This window comes from Kribbella sp. NPDC026596, from assembly GCF_040638415.1.
Lineage (GTDB): Bacteria > Actinomycetota > Actinomycetes > Propionibacteriales > Kribbellaceae > Kribbella.
In genome coordinates this window covers 1-14349 of sequence record NZ_JBEZYF010000003.1, presented here as the reverse complement: position 1 = coordinate 14349, position 14349 = coordinate 1, and the positions used below count along the sequence as shown (strand labels likewise).

At 68.4% G+C, this 14349-nt stretch carries 12 protein-coding genes; 6 read left to right on the top strand and 6 right to left on the bottom strand.

Annotated features, from left to right (window positions below; genetic code table 11):
• Positions 1 to 20 precede the first annotated feature (20 nt).
• Positions 21 to 656, top strand: coding sequence for a tetratricopeptide repeat protein (locus AB0E63_RS02875; RefSeq protein ID WP_360360353.1), 636 nt, complete (start codon positions 21 to 23; stop codon positions 654 to 656).
• 8 nt (positions 657 to 664) lie between these two features.
• On the opposite strand, the gene AB0E63_RS02870 is transcribed toward AB0E63_RS02875, so the two are convergent.
• Complete coding sequence (locus AB0E63_RS02870) at positions 665 to 1324, bottom strand: MBL fold metallo-hydrolase (RefSeq protein WP_360360350.1); 660 nt, start codon at positions 1322 to 1324, stop codon at positions 665 to 667.
• Positions 1325 to 1535: 211 nt separating this feature from the next.
• On the opposite strand from AB0E63_RS02870, the gene uvrA reads away from it, so the two are divergent.
• Positions 1536 to 4556 (top strand): excinuclease ABC subunit UvrA, encoded by a 3021-nt coding sequence (gene uvrA, locus AB0E63_RS02865; RefSeq protein ID WP_360360347.1) that lies wholly within the window; start codon positions 1536 to 1538, stop codon positions 4554 to 4556.
• 91 nt (positions 4557 to 4647) lie between these two features.
• Here the strand turns inward: uvrA and AB0E63_RS02860 are convergent, their stop codons facing one another.
• Positions 4648 to 5544 carry a hypothetical protein gene (locus tag AB0E63_RS02860; protein WP_360360344.1) on the bottom strand — a complete coding sequence of 299 codons (897 nt, stop codon included), beginning with the start codon at positions 5542 to 5544 and terminating at the stop codon, positions 4648 to 4650.
• A 260-nt stretch (positions 5545 to 5804) separates the two neighbouring features.
• Here AB0E63_RS02860 and AB0E63_RS02855 point away from each other — a divergent pair, with 260 nt between their 5' ends.
• Positions 5805 to 6386, top strand: a complete 582-nt coding sequence (locus AB0E63_RS02855) for a Rieske (2Fe-2S) protein (RefSeq protein WP_360360341.1) — start codon at positions 5805 to 5807, stop codon at positions 6384 to 6386.
• 56 nt (positions 6387 to 6442) lie between these two features.
• Here AB0E63_RS02855 and AB0E63_RS02850 read toward each other — a convergent pair whose 3' ends face one another.
• Positions 6443 to 7663, bottom strand: coding sequence for a S8 family peptidase (locus AB0E63_RS02850; protein WP_360360338.1), 1221 nt, complete (start codon positions 7661 to 7663; stop codon positions 6443 to 6445).
• Between the two features lie 149 nt (positions 7664 to 7812).
• Positions 7813 to 8268 (bottom strand): DUF6194 family protein, encoded by a 456-nt coding sequence (locus AB0E63_RS02845; RefSeq protein WP_360360335.1) that lies wholly within the window; start codon positions 8266 to 8268, stop codon positions 7813 to 7815.
• Between the two features lie 82 nt (positions 8269 to 8350).
• Between AB0E63_RS02845 and uvrC the strand changes: the two genes are divergently transcribed.
• The 3 genes from uvrC to yvcK are packed head-to-tail and all read left to right on the top strand — an operon-like array spanning position 8351 to position 12196.
• Complete coding sequence (gene uvrC / locus AB0E63_RS02840) at positions 8351 to 10381, top strand: excinuclease ABC subunit UvrC (protein ID WP_360360332.1); 2031 nt, start codon at positions 8351 to 8353, stop codon at positions 10379 to 10381.
• Positions 10381 to 11247 carry an RNase adapter RapZ gene (gene rapZ, locus AB0E63_RS02835; protein ID WP_360360329.1) on the top strand — a complete coding sequence of 289 codons (867 nt, stop codon included), beginning with the start codon at positions 10381 to 10383 and terminating at the stop codon, positions 11245 to 11247. The genes uvrC and rapZ overlap by 1 nt, the downstream gene beginning before the upstream one ends.
• A complete protein-coding gene (yvcK, locus tag AB0E63_RS02830; protein ID WP_360360327.1) occupies positions 11195 to 12196 on the top strand; it encodes a uridine diphosphate-N-acetylglucosamine-binding protein YvcK in 1002 nt (333 codons plus the stop codon). Before rapZ ends, yvcK begins: the two co-directional genes overlap by 53 nt.
• Before the next feature lie 9 nt (positions 12197 to 12205).
• Here the strand turns inward: yvcK and AB0E63_RS02825 are convergent, their stop codons facing one another.
• Together AB0E63_RS02825 and AB0E63_RS02820 are read right to left on the bottom strand one after the other, a co-directional pair.
• A complete protein-coding gene (locus AB0E63_RS02825) occupies positions 12206 to 13660 on the bottom strand; it encodes a hypothetical protein (RefSeq protein WP_360360325.1) in 1455 nt (484 codons plus the stop codon).
• Positions 13657 to 14163 carry a SigE family RNA polymerase sigma factor gene (locus AB0E63_RS02820; RefSeq protein ID WP_360360322.1) on the bottom strand — a complete coding sequence of 169 codons (507 nt, stop codon included), beginning with the start codon at positions 14161 to 14163 and terminating at the stop codon, positions 13657 to 13659. The genes AB0E63_RS02825 and AB0E63_RS02820 overlap by 4 nt, the downstream gene beginning before the upstream one ends.
• Between the last annotated feature and the right edge of the window lie 186 nt (positions 14164 to 14349).

Below are 14349 nucleotides of genomic sequence, written 5' to 3'. Positions count from 1 at the left end.
CACACCCTAGGATCAGGCGGGTGGATGAGCAGATGCGGCTGGTCGGGGAGTTGTACGAGCGAGCGATCTTCAACGGCGAGTACGGCGGCCTGCCCGAGGCTGACCGTGCACTCGACGCCGTCGAGGCCGAGCTGTTGATCGGTCGCGGCCGGATCATGCACGGCCGGTACCTGGAAACGCAGGTCGAGACGCCCGAGGAGTTGCCGGCGTTCGAACGAGCAGCCGACCTCTATCGCGCCCTCGGCGACGAGCGCGGCGAAGCCGTAGCCCTCTTCTGGATCGGCTGCTTCCATCAGGTCGTCCGTAACGACAACGCCGCCGCCGTGCCACCCCTGACCACCGCCGCCGAGCTGGCGCGGAAGACCGGCGACCAACTCATCCTTTCCTACGCCCTCCGCCACCTCGGCGTCGTCGCGCACATGGCCGGCCAGTACGACGACGCCCGCGCGTTCCTCGAGGAGTCGACCACACTCCGCCGTACTCTCGGATTCACCGCAGGCGTAGCCGCCAACCTGGTCGGCCTCATCTACCTGGCCATCGCCCAGGGCCGCCCCGACGACGCCCGCACCCTGGCCGACGAAGCCGCCGACCTGGCAGCCACAGCCAAGGCGGGAGCCATCAGCGCCCAGATCGAAGCCGCCCGCTCACAGCTCTAGTCGCGCGCTCACCAGCCGCGTTCGCGCCATTCCTTCAGATGCGGGCGCTCGGTACCGAGGGTGGTGTCGGAGCCGTGGCCGGGGTAGACCCAGGTTTCGTCGGGGAGGGTGCCGAAGAGCTTGGTCTCGACGTCGTCGAGGAGTGAGGTGAAGCGCTCGGCGTCGCCCTGGGTGTTGCCGATGCCGCCGGGGAACAGCGAGTCGCCGGTGAACAGGTGCGGGGCACCGTCCGGGTCGTCGTACAGGAGCGCGATCGAGCCGGGGGTGTGGCCGACCAGGTGGATGACGCGCAGGCTGCAGTTGCCGACGGAGATGTGGTCGCCCTCGTCGACGAGCTGGTCGGTGGGGACATCGATGCCCTCGGCGTCGTACCGGCCGGCGACCGTGGTGGCGCTGGTTCGGGCGACGATCTCGGCGAGCGCCTGCCAGTGGTCCCCGTGCCGGTGGGTGGTGACGACCCGGGCGATCCCGCCGTCGCCGATCAGCGTGAGCAGTGTGTCCGCCTCGTTGGCGGCGTCGATCAGGACCTGCTCGTCGGTCTGCCGGCAGCGCAGCAGGTAGGCGTTGTTGTCCATCGGCCCGACCGCGACCTTGGTGATCATCAGGTTGGCCAGCTCGTGTGTCTGCGCCGGCCCGCCGACCTTGACGTTCCCGTGGTACTCCGGCATGCGCCCTCCCAAGATGTCGGTGATACCGCCGATCCTTGCACTCCCGACCCGTCAGGTCACATCCGGCCGGTTTGCCAGAACCACCCTCGGCGATCGAATATACTTTCGAAAGCGGCCGCGGGATCCGGCTCCGGAAGTTTTTGTCGGTGGGCCTCGTTAGCATGACGGGGCATGTCCCGCATACCCCTCGAGAACGGCTGAGAGTGAGCTTGTGTCTGACCGTCTGATCGTGCGCGGAGCGCGTGAGCACAACCTGAAGGACGTCTCGGTCGACCTGCCGCGGGACGCGATGATCGTCTTCACCGGCCTGTCCGGGTCCGGGAAGTCCAGCCTGGCCTTCGACACGATCTTCGCCGAGGGCCAACGGCGGTACGTCGAGTCGCTCTCGGCGTACGCGCGGCAGTTCCTCGGTCAGATGGACAAGCCCGACGTCGACTTCATCGAGGGTCTGTCGCCGGCGGTCTCGATCGACCAGAAGTCCACCTCGCGGAATCCGCGCTCCACCGTCGGCACGATCACCGAGGTGTACGACTACCTCCGGTTGCTGTTCGCCCGGGCCGGCCGGCCGCACTGTCCGGAGTGTGGCGAGCCGATCGCGCGGCAGACGCCGCAGCAGATCGTCGACCGGGTGCTCGAGCTCGAGGAGGGCACGCGCTTCCAGGTGCTGGCCCCGGTCGTCCGCGGCCGCAAGGGGGAGTATCTCGATCTGTTCCGCCAGCTGACCGGTCAGGGGTTGGCCCGGGCCCGGGTGGACGGCGAGACGATCCAGCTCACCGACCCGCCGAAGCTCGACAAGCAGAAGAAGCACGACATCGACGTGGTCGTCGACCGGCTCGCGGTGAAGAGCTCTGCCAAGCAGCGGCTGACCGACTCGGTCGAGACCGCGCTCGGCCTGGCCAGCGGTCTGCTCGTGCTGGACTTCGTCGACCTGCCCGAGGACGACCCGCATCGCGAGCGCCGGTTCTCCGAGAAGCTCGCCTGCCCGAACGATCACCCGCTCGCCATCGACGAGCTGGAACCACGGTCCTTCTCCTTCAACTCGCCGTACGGCGCCTGCCCGGTGTGCACCGGTCTCGGCACCCGGATGGAGGTCGACCCGGAGCTGCTGATCCCGGACCCGTCGAAGTCCCTCGACGAGGGCGCGATCCAGCCGTGGTCCGGCCAGAACGTCTCGCAGTACTTCGAGCGCCTGCTGGCCGCGCTGGCCAAGGACCTGAAGATCAAGACGAGTACGCCGTTCGGCGAGCTGCCGGCGAAGGCGAAGAAGTCGCTGCTCACCGGCCACGACAAGCAGGTCCACGTCTCGTACCAGAACCGCTACGGCCGCGAGCGCTCGTACTACACCACCTTCGAGGGCGTGATCCCGTACGTCGAGCGCCGGCACGCGGAGGCGTCCAGCGACACCGGCCGGGAGCGCTTCGAGGAGTACATGCGCGAGGTGCCGTGCCTGGCCTGCAACGGCGCCCGGTTGAAGCCGATCTCGCTCGCGGTCACCCTCGGCGGCAAGAACATCGCCGAGATCAGCGCGATGTCGATCGACGAGGTGCACGCGTTCCTGGTCCAGATGGAGCTGTCGCCGCGCGAGAAGCAGATCGCCGAGCGGGTGGTCAAGGAGATCGGCGAGCGGCTCCGGTTCCTGCTCGACGTCGGCCTGGACTACCTGGCGCTGAGCCGGCCGGCGGGTTCGCTGTCCGGTGGCGAGGCGCAGCGGATCCGGCTGGCGACCCAGATCGGTTCCGGGCTGGTCGGCGTCCTGTACGTCCTCGACGAGCCGTCGATCGGCCTGCACCAGCGGGACAACCGGCGGCTGATCGAGACGCTGGTCCGGCTGAAGGATCTGGGCAACACGCTGATCGTCGTCGAGCACGACGAGGACACCATCGACCACGCCGACTGGGTGGTCGACATCGGCCCGGGTGCCGGTGAGCACGGCGGTCAGGTCGTCGTCTCCGGCACGGTCGAGGACCTGCGCAACCACCCGGACTCGATCACCGGGCAGTACCTGTCCGGTCGCCGGGAGATCCCGATTCCGCCCGTCCGGCGTCCGCTGACCGAGGGCCGCGAGCTGACCGTGTACGGCGCCCGGCAGAACAACCTCAAGGACATCGACGTGACCATCCCGCTCGGGGTGTTCGTCGCGGTGACCGGGGTATCGGGCTCGGGGAAGTCGACGCTGGTCAACGACATCCTCTACACGTCGCTCGCGCGGCAGATCTACGGCGCCCGCGCGGTGCCGGGGCGGCACACGAAGATCTCCGGCATGGAGCTGGTCGACAAGGTCATCCACGTCGACCAGTCGCCGATCGGACGGACGCCGCGCTCGAACCCGGCGACGTACACGGGTGTCTGGGACCACGTCCGCAAGCTGTTCGCGGAGACGCCGGAGGCCAAGGTCCGCGGCTACCAGCAGGGCCGGTTCTCCTTCAACGTCAAGGGCGGCCGATGCGAGGCCTGCTCGGGTGACGGCACGCTGAAGATCGAGATGAACTTCCTGCCGGATGTGTACGTGCCGTGCGAGGTGTGCCACGGCGCCCGGTACAACCGCGAGACGCTCGAGGTGCACTACAAGGGCAAGACGGTCGCGGATGTGCTGGACATGCCGATCGAGGAGGCGTCGGAGTTCTTCGCCGCGATCCCGGCGATCTCGCGGCACCTGACGACGCTCGTCGAGGTCGGCCTCGGGTACGTGCGGCTCGGTCAGCCCGCGCCGACGCTGTCCGGTGGTGAGGCGCAGCGGGTGAAGCTGGCGTCCGAGCTGCAGCGGCGCTCGACCGGGCGCACGGTCTACGTGCTGGATGAGCCGACGACCGGCCTGCACTTCGAGGACATCCGCAAGCTGCTCGGTGTCCTCGGCGGCCTGGTGGACAAGGGCAACTCGGTGCTGGTGATCGAGCACAACCTCGACGTGATCAAGACCGCGGACTGGATCATCGACCTCGGTCCGGACGGCGGACGCCGGGGCGGGACGCTGGTCGCGGAGGGTACGCCGGAAGAGGTCGCGGCGAACGCGGCGTCCTACACGGGTGAGTTCCTCGCGGAGATCCTCGAGGGTCGCGCCGCCAAGCCGAGTGCGAAGCAGCAGGCCGCCGCGGCGAAGTCGGCACCTGCCAAGAAGACGGCGGCGGCGGTCAAGAAGACCACAGCCGCAAAGACTACGGCTGCGAAGAAGACGGCCACCGCCAAGAAGGCCGTGGCCAAGAAGGCGCCGGCGAGGAAACGCGCCGCCAGTTGACGGCCCAGGCCGCGCGTTGACAGCCTGGCCCGCAGGGCGGCCGGGCTGTCGTGATGCGGCAGGCAGTGGAGTAGCTCGCCGCGTCAGTAGCTCAGCGGCCGAACACCTGGCCGAACAGTTGCCGCAGCCAGGTCCGGCGCGGATGCGGCTTCAAGGCAGACGGCAGTACGACCGTCGGCGGTGTCGCCAGCGTCACCGGTACCTGAACCATCCGGTCACCCTGCAACCAGAAGAGATCCGGGCAGCACTGGTCCGGCGCGTCGCGGTACGTCCCGGTGACGAACCGCGCCAGCGCGTCGGCCTGATCCTGTCCGGCGTCGGCGGGGCAGTAGGCAACCGTGCTCAACCGCGGCACCCCGACCAGCACGCCCGCTCCCAGAGCGGCCGGCGGCAACAAGTCCTCCCGGTCGACGATCGCCATCGACACCAATGGATCGCCGTCCCGGCTGAGCACGGTGAAGCCGTCGTGTTCGACCGGCTCCAGGTCCGCGATCTCCGCCAGACTCAGCTGCACCGGCGACGGCACGCCCGGATCGCCCAGTCCGAGCATCGCTCGCCGGACGACGGTCAGTCGCCGGAGCGCGGCGCCGGTCTTGATGAACACCACCACCTCGAAGTGTTCGCCGAACGGGATCAACGCGTCCGCGGCCGGTCCGGCCGTCCGTGCCGACCAGCCGCGCTGCACGAGCAGGGCACGCTGCCGCTCGGCCACGTCGCCGTACCGGTGTTCCTCGGTGGCGAGTTCACCTTCGGCGACGACGGCCCGCAACCAGGCCTCGATCTGTTCCGGCCATCGTGGATGTGGGAGCTGAAGGCAACGATCGACGATCTCGCCGACGCCCACGACGGCAGACATCTGCAGTGCGCCACGTCCCCAGCCGACCTCGACCGTACGCTCCTCGGTGTCCACGACACAGCCGGGTAACCAGATCGGCGCGAGATCCGCGATCACCTCGACAACAGCGAAACTTTCGCTCGTGCTTGTCATGTCTCGACCTCTGCCACCACTGCAGTGTCTCGCGCCTCGGTTCCAGAAGAAGGACGAAGGCCCCCCGCGTCCCGCGGACTGGTCACCGGCGCTCAGCTGATTCACAGGAAACTCTCAAACGTCGGTTGAATCCGGCGATCGTTGAACCGATCGGCTGATCCGGTCGTTTGACTCGGTATCCGGCCATTTGGATCGGTCGGCTACAAAGATGCAAAGCGTTCAATTACTTTGACCCGGCAGGCTCTTGGAGGTCCAGATTCATGAGCGATGACACCATGGCAGCACCACCCACCGCGCCGTCGTCCAGCGCAGCCGCGCCCGACGCTCTGCGCGATCGGCGGTCGGTGCTCCGCTGCGCGGCGATGGTCGCGCTCGCGGGTGCCAGCGCACCGATCCTCGCCGCCTGCGGTGGCAGCGACGACGCGAGCGGGGGCGGCGGCTCCAGCTCCGCACCGACCACCACGGGCACCAGTTCCGCCCCGACCAGCTCCGCGCCGTCGTCGAGCGCACCGTCCTCCAGCGCACCGTCCTCGAGCGCACCGGCCAGTGGCGGCACGGTCCTCGGCCCGACGTCCGACGTACCGGTCGGTGGCGGGATGGTGTTCAAAGACGCCAAGGTCGTGGTGACCCAGCCGACCGCGGGCCAGTACAAGGGCTTCTCCGCGGTCTGCACCCACCAGGGCAACCCGATCGGATCGGTGGAGGGCGGCCAGATCGTCTGCCCGTTCCACAACAGCCACTTCAGCATTGCCGACGGCAGCCCGGTCAGCGGGCCGGCGCAGTCGCCACTCCCTGCGGTGAACGTCGCCGTCGAAGGCGGCAACATCGTTCAGTCCGCCTGAGCGCGAACGAAGGGCCCGGCCACCCCGAGGCCGGGCCCTTCGTGTTCAGGTGACTGTCACTTCTTTGCTGGGTCGACCTTGCCGACGAACAGCAGCTTGTTCGGGGAGCCCGTGCCCGGGTCGCCCACCTTGTCCGGCGTCGACGCGCCGACGAGCGCGGTCGCGACATCCGCCGGCTTCGCGTCCGGGTGGTCGGCCAGGTAGAGCGCGACCCCGCCGGCCACGTGCGGCGTGGCCATCGACGTACCGCTCATCTTCGCGGTCGCGTCCGGGTCGGTGATGCCGACCGAGGTGATGTCGACGCCGGGCGCGAACAGGTCGACGCACTTGCCCCAGTTGGAGAACGTCGCCTTCTGGTCCTGGTCGTCGGTCGCGCCCACGGTGATCGCCGAGGGTTCGCGGGCCGGCGAACCCTGGCAGGCGTCCGAGCTTTCGTTGCCAGCAGCAACGGCGTACGTGACGCCGGAGTCGACCGACGCCTTCACCGCCGCGTCCAGCGCGTCGTCCGCGCCGCCGCCCAGGCTCATGTTCGCCACCGCGGGCTTCTTCGCGTTCTTGGTCACCCACTCGATCCCGGCCACCACGGTCTCGGTCGAGCCGGAGCCCTTGCAGTCGAGCACCCGGACGCCGAACACCTTGGCACCCTTGGCCAGGCCGTACGTCGTACCCGCGATGGTGCCGGCCACATGGCTGCCGTGTCCCATGCAGTCGACGCCGTTCTGGCCGTCGCCGACGGTGTCGGTGCCGACCGAGGCACGGTCGCCGAAGTCCTTGTGCGCGGCGTAGATCCCGGTGTCGATCACGTAGACGTTGACGTTGTCCGCGGTGGTGGCCGCCTCGTACTTCTTGTCCAGCGGCAGGTCACGCTGGTCGGCCCGATCCAAGCCCCATGGCGGATCGTCCTGCGCGACGGTGATCTTCTGATTCTGCTGGACGTACGCGACCCGCTGGTCCCCGGCCAGCTTCTTGGCCTGGTCCTCACTCATGCTCGCGGAGAAGCCCTTGATCGAGGCGTCGTACTGGTCGCGCACCTTGACGTCGTAGCTGCTCGCCAGGCTGGCGTTGGTGGCCCGGCTCTGGGCCTGGGAGCGCCGGCCGTTCAGGACGACGATGTAGCTGCCGGGGATGGCGTCCGGGGTACCGGCGCCGCGGATGGTGACGGCTGCGGATTGCGCTGCGTCACTCCCGGCCGCGGTGGCGGCGATCCCGGTGACGGCGAGCGCGGACGCGGCGACCGCGCCCAGCACAGCACACGGTCTGCGAATGGTGGGGAACATGGGCGGAACTCCCTCGAGTCAACGCAAGGCCCGATTGCCTCACGCAAAGGTCCTGCGCATCTACCCTGGGTCACACGCTAGAGACCGCGCTCATCCCAACCGGCGATCAAACCGGCCTTATGACATAACCCGCAACACGACCGCAACGTTCATCGGGTTTGGCGGGCCGCCTGGTTGGCGTACTTGCGGGCGGCGAACTCGTAGGCCTCCGTGAGCAGTGGCCGAAGCGGCGCGAGTTCGGTGGGGGAGACGATGCACACCCAGTGCTGTGAGGCGTAGAACGGATGTGGCATCAGTTTGTCCCGCACGGAGTAGTCATGGCCGGAGTCCAGCACCCAGTCGGCGTCGCGTTCGGTCGGCACCGGACCGAACAAGGACGTGTACGTCGCCTTGGTCAGGCCGAGGTTGAGCCGCCAGGCGCCGGGTTCGTCCAGCCGCGAGACATGCTCGTAGTGGTCGCCGGTGACGATGGTGGCGAACGGTTGCTGCCGTTCCGGCGGCAGGTCCGCCGCCGGGTCGTAGAGGTAGAACAGGTCGTCCTGAGCCTCGAGGACCCGGATGCCGTCGTCCGCACGGATCAGCCGATCCATCTCTTCAACAGTCATACCTTCAAGTCTGTCATTGAAGCGGCGTTAGAGACTTTTGCCGGATTCCGGATTTGTCGGCGACCCGAACTAGGGTGGTCGAGTGGCTGATCCGTCCTCCTACCGTCCCGCTCCCGGGTCGATCCCCGACTCGCCTGGTGTGTATCGCTTCAGCGACTCCGCCGGCCGGGTGATCTACGTCGGCAAGGCGAAGAACCTGCGGGCCCGGTTGTCGTCGTACTTCCAGGACCTGGTGAACCTGCACCCGCGGACCCAGGCGATGGTGACGACGGCCTCGAAGGTCGAGTGGACCGTGGTCGCCAGCGAGGTCGAGTCGCTGCAGCTGGAGTATTCCTGGATCAAGGAGTACGACCCTCGCTTCAACGTGAAGTACCGCGACGACAAGTCGTACCCGTGGCTCGCCATCACCCTCAACGAGGACTACCCGCGGGTGATGGTCGGCCGGGGCCAGAAGAAGAAGGGCGTGCGGTACTTCGGTCCGTACAGCCATGCGTGGGCGATCCGGGAGACCGTGGACCTGCTGCTCCGGGTGTTCCCGATGCGCTCGTGCAGCAAGGGTGTCTTCAACCGGCACCGCCAGATCGGCCGGCCCTGCCTGCTGGGCTACATCGGCAAGTGCGCCGCTCCCTGCACCGGTCAGGTGAGCCAGGAGGAGCACCGCAAGATCGTCGACGATTTCGCCGCGTTCCTGTCCGGCCAGACGGCAACGTACGTGCGCCGGCTGGAGAAGGAGATGAGGGCCGCCGCTGCCGAGCTCGAGTACGAGCGGGCCGCGAAGATCCGGGACGACCTGGCCGCCCTGGAGAAGGCGCTGGCCAAGAACGCGGTCGTCCTCGGCGACGGCACCGACACCGACGTGATCGCGCTGAGCGAGGACCCGCTCGAGGTCGCCGTCCAGATCTTCTACGTCCGCGGCGGCCGGATCCGTGGTGAGCGCGGCTGGATCGCCGACAAGGCCGACGGTACGGCGACCACCGGCGACCTGGTGTCCCGGTTCATCCAGCAGACGTACGCCGGTGATTCCGGTGACGCGATCCCGCGCGAGATCCTGGTGCCGACCGAGCCCGACGACATCGAAGCGCTGACCGAGTGGCTGTCCGAGCTGCGCGGTTCGAAGGTGTTCATCCGGGTCCCGCAGCGCGGTGACAAGAAGGCCCTGATGGAGACGGTCGAGCGGAACGCGCTGCAGACGCTGACCATGCACAAGACCAAGCGGGCCAGCGATCTGACCACCCGCAACCAGGCGCTCGAGGAGATCCAGGCCGCGCTCGACCTGCCCGAGGCGCCGCTGCGGCTGGAGTGCTACGACGTCTCGAACCTGCAGGGCACCGAGGTGGTCGCCTCGATGGTCGTCTTCGAGGACGGCCTGCCCCGCAAGAGCGAGTACCGCCGGTTCGTGATCAAGGGTGTGGACGGGCAGAACGACGTCGCGTCCATCGCCGAGGTGCTGACCCGCAGGTTCCGGCGACTGCTCGATGAGCGGGCCACGCTGCAGGAGGACGAGGATCCCTCGGCCGCCCTGATCGACCCGGAGACCGGCCGCGCGCGCAAGTTCTCCTACGCACCCGGACTGGTCGTCGTCGACGGTGGTCCGCCGCAGGTCGCGGCCGCACGCCAGGCGATGGACGAGCTCGGCCTCGGCGATATCCCGGTGGTCGGCCTGGCCAAGCGGCTCGAAGAGGTCTGGGTGCCGGACGAGGAAGACCCGGTCATCTTCTCGCGTACGTCGGAAGGGCTGTATCTGCTCCAGCGCCTACGCGACGAGGCGCACCGGTTCGCCATCACTCACCACCGCAACCGGCGCTCGAAGTCGATGGTGGAGAGTGTTCTCGACGAGGTCCCGGGGCTCGGCGACGTCCGCCGGAAGACGCTGCTGCGGCATTTCGGCTCGCTGAAGAAGTTGCGGGGGGCCACGATCGACGAGGTGGCCGACCTGCCCGGATTCGGCCGGCGGACGGCGGAATCCGTCGTACTCGCGGTGAACGCTGCGGCAACGAAGGCGGAAACCGGCCGGGCGCCGTCGGTGAACACGGCCACGGGCGAGATACTGGGCGACGACGTCCCGGCGCCGGCCGGGGCGCCCGACGGGGACCCAGGGAGAACTGAGAGCTGATGGACGACACGGGCGGCAACCTCATCATCGTGTCCGGGATGTCCGGCGCAGGACGAAGCTCCGTCGCCGACGTACTGGAGGACCTCGGCTGGTTCGTGGTCGACAACCTGCCACCGATGTTCCTGACCACGCTCGTCGAGCAGGTGGTCGGCACCGGCGCGGCTCCGCGGCTGGCGGTCGTGGTGGACGTCCGGACCGGCTTGTTCTTCGAGGAGCTGAGCTCGGCGATCCACGATCTGCGGCTCAAGGGATACCGGCCGCTGACGCTGTTCCTGGAGGCGTCCGACGACGTGATCGTGCGCCGGCAGGAGAGCGTCCGCCGGCCGCACCCGCTGCAGGGCGAGGGCCGGTTGCTGGACGGGATCCAGCGCGAGCGCGAGCTGCTCGGTGACATCCGGGCCGGCGCGGACCTGGTCATCGACACCTCGAACCTGAACATCCACCAGCTGGCCGCGAAGATCGTGAACGCGTTCGGCGACGAGGAGAACGCCGAGCTGCGGGCGACCGTGGTGTCGTTCGGGTTCAAGTACGGCATCCCGGTCGACGCCGACGTGGTCGCCGACATGCGGTTCATCCCGAACCCGTACTGGCAGCCCGACCTGCGCCCGATGACCGGGCAGGACAAGCCTGTGTCAGACTTCGTGCTCGGCCATCCGCTGGCCCAGCAGTTCCTGGACAACTACGTGGACGTGCTGGACACCCTGCGGACCGGCTACCTGAACGAGGGCAAGCGCTTCGTCACCGTCGCGATCGGCTGCACCGGGGGAAAGCACCGCAGTGTCGCGATGGCCGAGGAGATCGCCCGCCGGCTGCGTGAGAAAGGGTCGCCGACGTTGGTCGTACACCGGGATCTGGGGCGGGAGTGACGGCGTAGTGTCACGGGCGCCCCGGGTGGTCGCACTGGGTGGGGGACACGGCTTGGCCGCATCCCTGTCCGCACTTCGTCACGTCACCGACCAGCTGACCGCGGTCGTCACCGTCGCCGACAACGGCGGATCGTCCGGACGTCTCCGCCAGGAGCTCGGCGTCCTGCCACCGGGTGATCTGCGGATGGCGCTGGCCGCGCTCTGCCGCGACGACGAGTGGGGCCGGACCTGGGCCGACGTACTGCAACATCGCTTCCGCAGCAACGGTGAGCTGCACGACCACGCGGTCGGCAACCTGTTGATCGTCGCGTTGTGGGAGTTGCTCGGCGAGGCTGTCGACGGGCTGGACTGGGTGGCGCGGTTGCTTGGTGCGCAAGGGCGAGTGCTGCCGATGTCCGCCGTACCGTTGGACATCACGGCGCGGGTGCTCGGGCTGGATCCGGAGCATCCGGAGGTGATCACCGAGATCCGCGGTCAGGCCGAGGTGGCGACGACCGAGGGTCAGGTGGTCGACGTTGCGCTCGACCCGGCCGACCCGCCGGCCTGCCCCGAGGCTCTGGTGGCCATCGCGGAAGCCGACTGGGTCGTGGTGGGTCCGGGTTCGTGGTTCACGTCCGTCATCCCCAACCTGCTGGTGCCCGCATTGTCCCGCGCTCTCGAGCAGACCAGCGCGCGTCGGCTGCTGACGCTCAACCTGGGAGAGCAGAAGGGCGAGACCGACGGCTTCTCACCCGAGACCCACCTCGAGGTCCTCGCGGCACACGCTCCAGACCTGCGCATCGATGTCGTCCTCGCCGACGTCGGCCACGTCCCGGACCCCGCGTCACTGCGCCGTACGGCGGAATCGCTCGGCGCGGAGGTGGTCATCGCCGACATCGCCGACGACGACCGCCACCTGCACCACGCCCCGGACAAACTCGCCAAGGTCTACCGCGAGATCTTCGCCTGACCGGTCCGCTCAGTCGAAGTCGGCGTCGACCTGCTGCTGCTTGTCGTACACCTGCTTGCCCTGGGCGTCGAAGCCGCGGACCCGCACCGTCTGGATGTCCGAGTTCCCGCCGGTCAGTCCCCAGATGTAGTAGCCGTTGGAGATCAGCGCGCGGGTCGGGCCCTGCGTCGGCAGGTCGACGACGATCTGCGCGACTCCCTTGGGCACCATCCCGAAATCGACGCCGGATCCGAACGTACCGTCGGCCTGCACCGCGCCCCGCGTGTAGTCGTACGCGCCCTTGGCCGTCGGCGTCAGCATGTGGCACCACGCGTAGACCCGCTTGCCCGGCGAGACCAGGACGGCGGTGAGCTTGTCGCCCGTACCGGTCTTGAGCGCGACCTGCCAGTCCTTCGTGACCGGCCCGGCCGCCTTGATCACCGAGGTACTCGGGTTCGTCGCTCCGCCCCTCCCAGCGTCCTCGAAGTAGATGTCGTCGACGCCGCCGCACCGGGTGGTGATCTGCTCGTCGGTCAGCGGACTGACCGGCGGCGGGGGAGCGAGCGGCTTCCCGGTCAGAGGATCCTTGGTGAGCAGGACCTGCGGTGTGATCGGCTCCGCGGTCTTGACGGTCACCGACGGATCGACGGTCGGCTGGGCCGGGGCAGTGACCGGCTTGGGGGTCTGGTCGTACACCTTCGTGCCGTTGGCGTCGTAGCCGCGGATCCGGTTCACCGTGATCAGCTGGTCGATCCTCCAAGCGTGGCCGAGGGTGACGAATCCGTCGGTTCCGACCAGGGCCTCACGAGGACTGCTTTCACCATCGATGTCCACCAGGACCCGGGTGACACCGGGGACCGGAACCAGGAGGCTGTCCCGCACGGTCAAAGGCTGTCGGTTCTGACTCCTGGCCCGGACCTCAGCCGTGCTGGTGCGCCCGTAGCTCTCCGGCTTCGACGGTCCAGTCATGGTGCACGTCGAGACCATCGACTGGTCCGGTGAGAGGAACAGGGCGTTCAGCACGGACTGGTCGCCGCTCTTCACCACGAGCTTCCACCCGGCGTTGACCGGCCCGGACTTGTCGGTGGTCTTCTTCTGCGACTGCATGACGAGATGCTCGAACGTGGTGTCGAACCGCGTGCAGCGGCGGAGGACCTCGGCATCGGACAACGGGCTCACCGGAGGTGCCGGCGTGACCGTGTTGCCGGTCTCGTTGTCGATGATGCGGCCGGTCTTCGCGTCGATCGTGATGGTCTGGCCCTCCGGTGTACCCGCTGGTCCCGCGCTCTCGGGACGGGTCGCTGACCAGGCCGCGATGCCGCCGACGATCGCGGCGGTCGTGACGACCGCTGTAGAGACGGTGGCGATCCGGCCGCGTCGAACCGACCGGCGGGCGCGGACGAGGATGTCGTCGACGTCGGTGTGCAACGGTCGGTCCGAGTCGTCGGCGGCCGCGGCCAGCATGCGTTCGATGTCCGTGCTCATGAGGCGCTCCTTTCGGTCTGTTCGAGTAGTTCGCGGAGGCGGGCCAGCCCGCGGGAGGTCTGGCTCTTGACGCCGCCGACGCCGATCCCGAGGACATCGGCGGTCTGTTCGAGGCTGAGGTCGGCGTAGTGCCGCAGTACGACGCACGCACGCTGGCTCGGCGGCAGCGCGGCGAGCGCCTGCACGACGAGCAGGCGATCGTCGACCGGTCCGGCGAGATCGGGTACCGCCGGGTGGTTGTCGTCCGGATCGTGCAGGCGTTCGCGGCGCCATGGCTTCCTGGACTGGTCGAAGACCGCGGACACGACGGCGCGGTGCGCGTAGCCGTTCAGGTTGTCCTTGCGTTCGATCCGGCTCCAGCGCCGGTAGACCTTCACCAGTGCGTCCTGGGCCGCGTCCTCCGCGCGATGCCAGTCTCCGCACATCAAGTACGCCGTACGCCGCAGCCGCCGGACCGTGATCGCGGCGAACTCGGTGAACTCGGCTTCGTCCCGTGCCTTCATGCCCCTCCTGTCACACTGTCGGCGAAGAAACGCGACCAGCCACACGAAAGGTTGCAGACCCCACAACAGGTCACTGCTCACTGCGTTGGAGTGATGTGGTCCCTCCTCATCCCCTTCCGTTCTCTCCGCCGAGCTCCGCTCGGCGGAAGCTCGGCGGAAGCTCGCATCGAGGGACGGGCCCCGAGG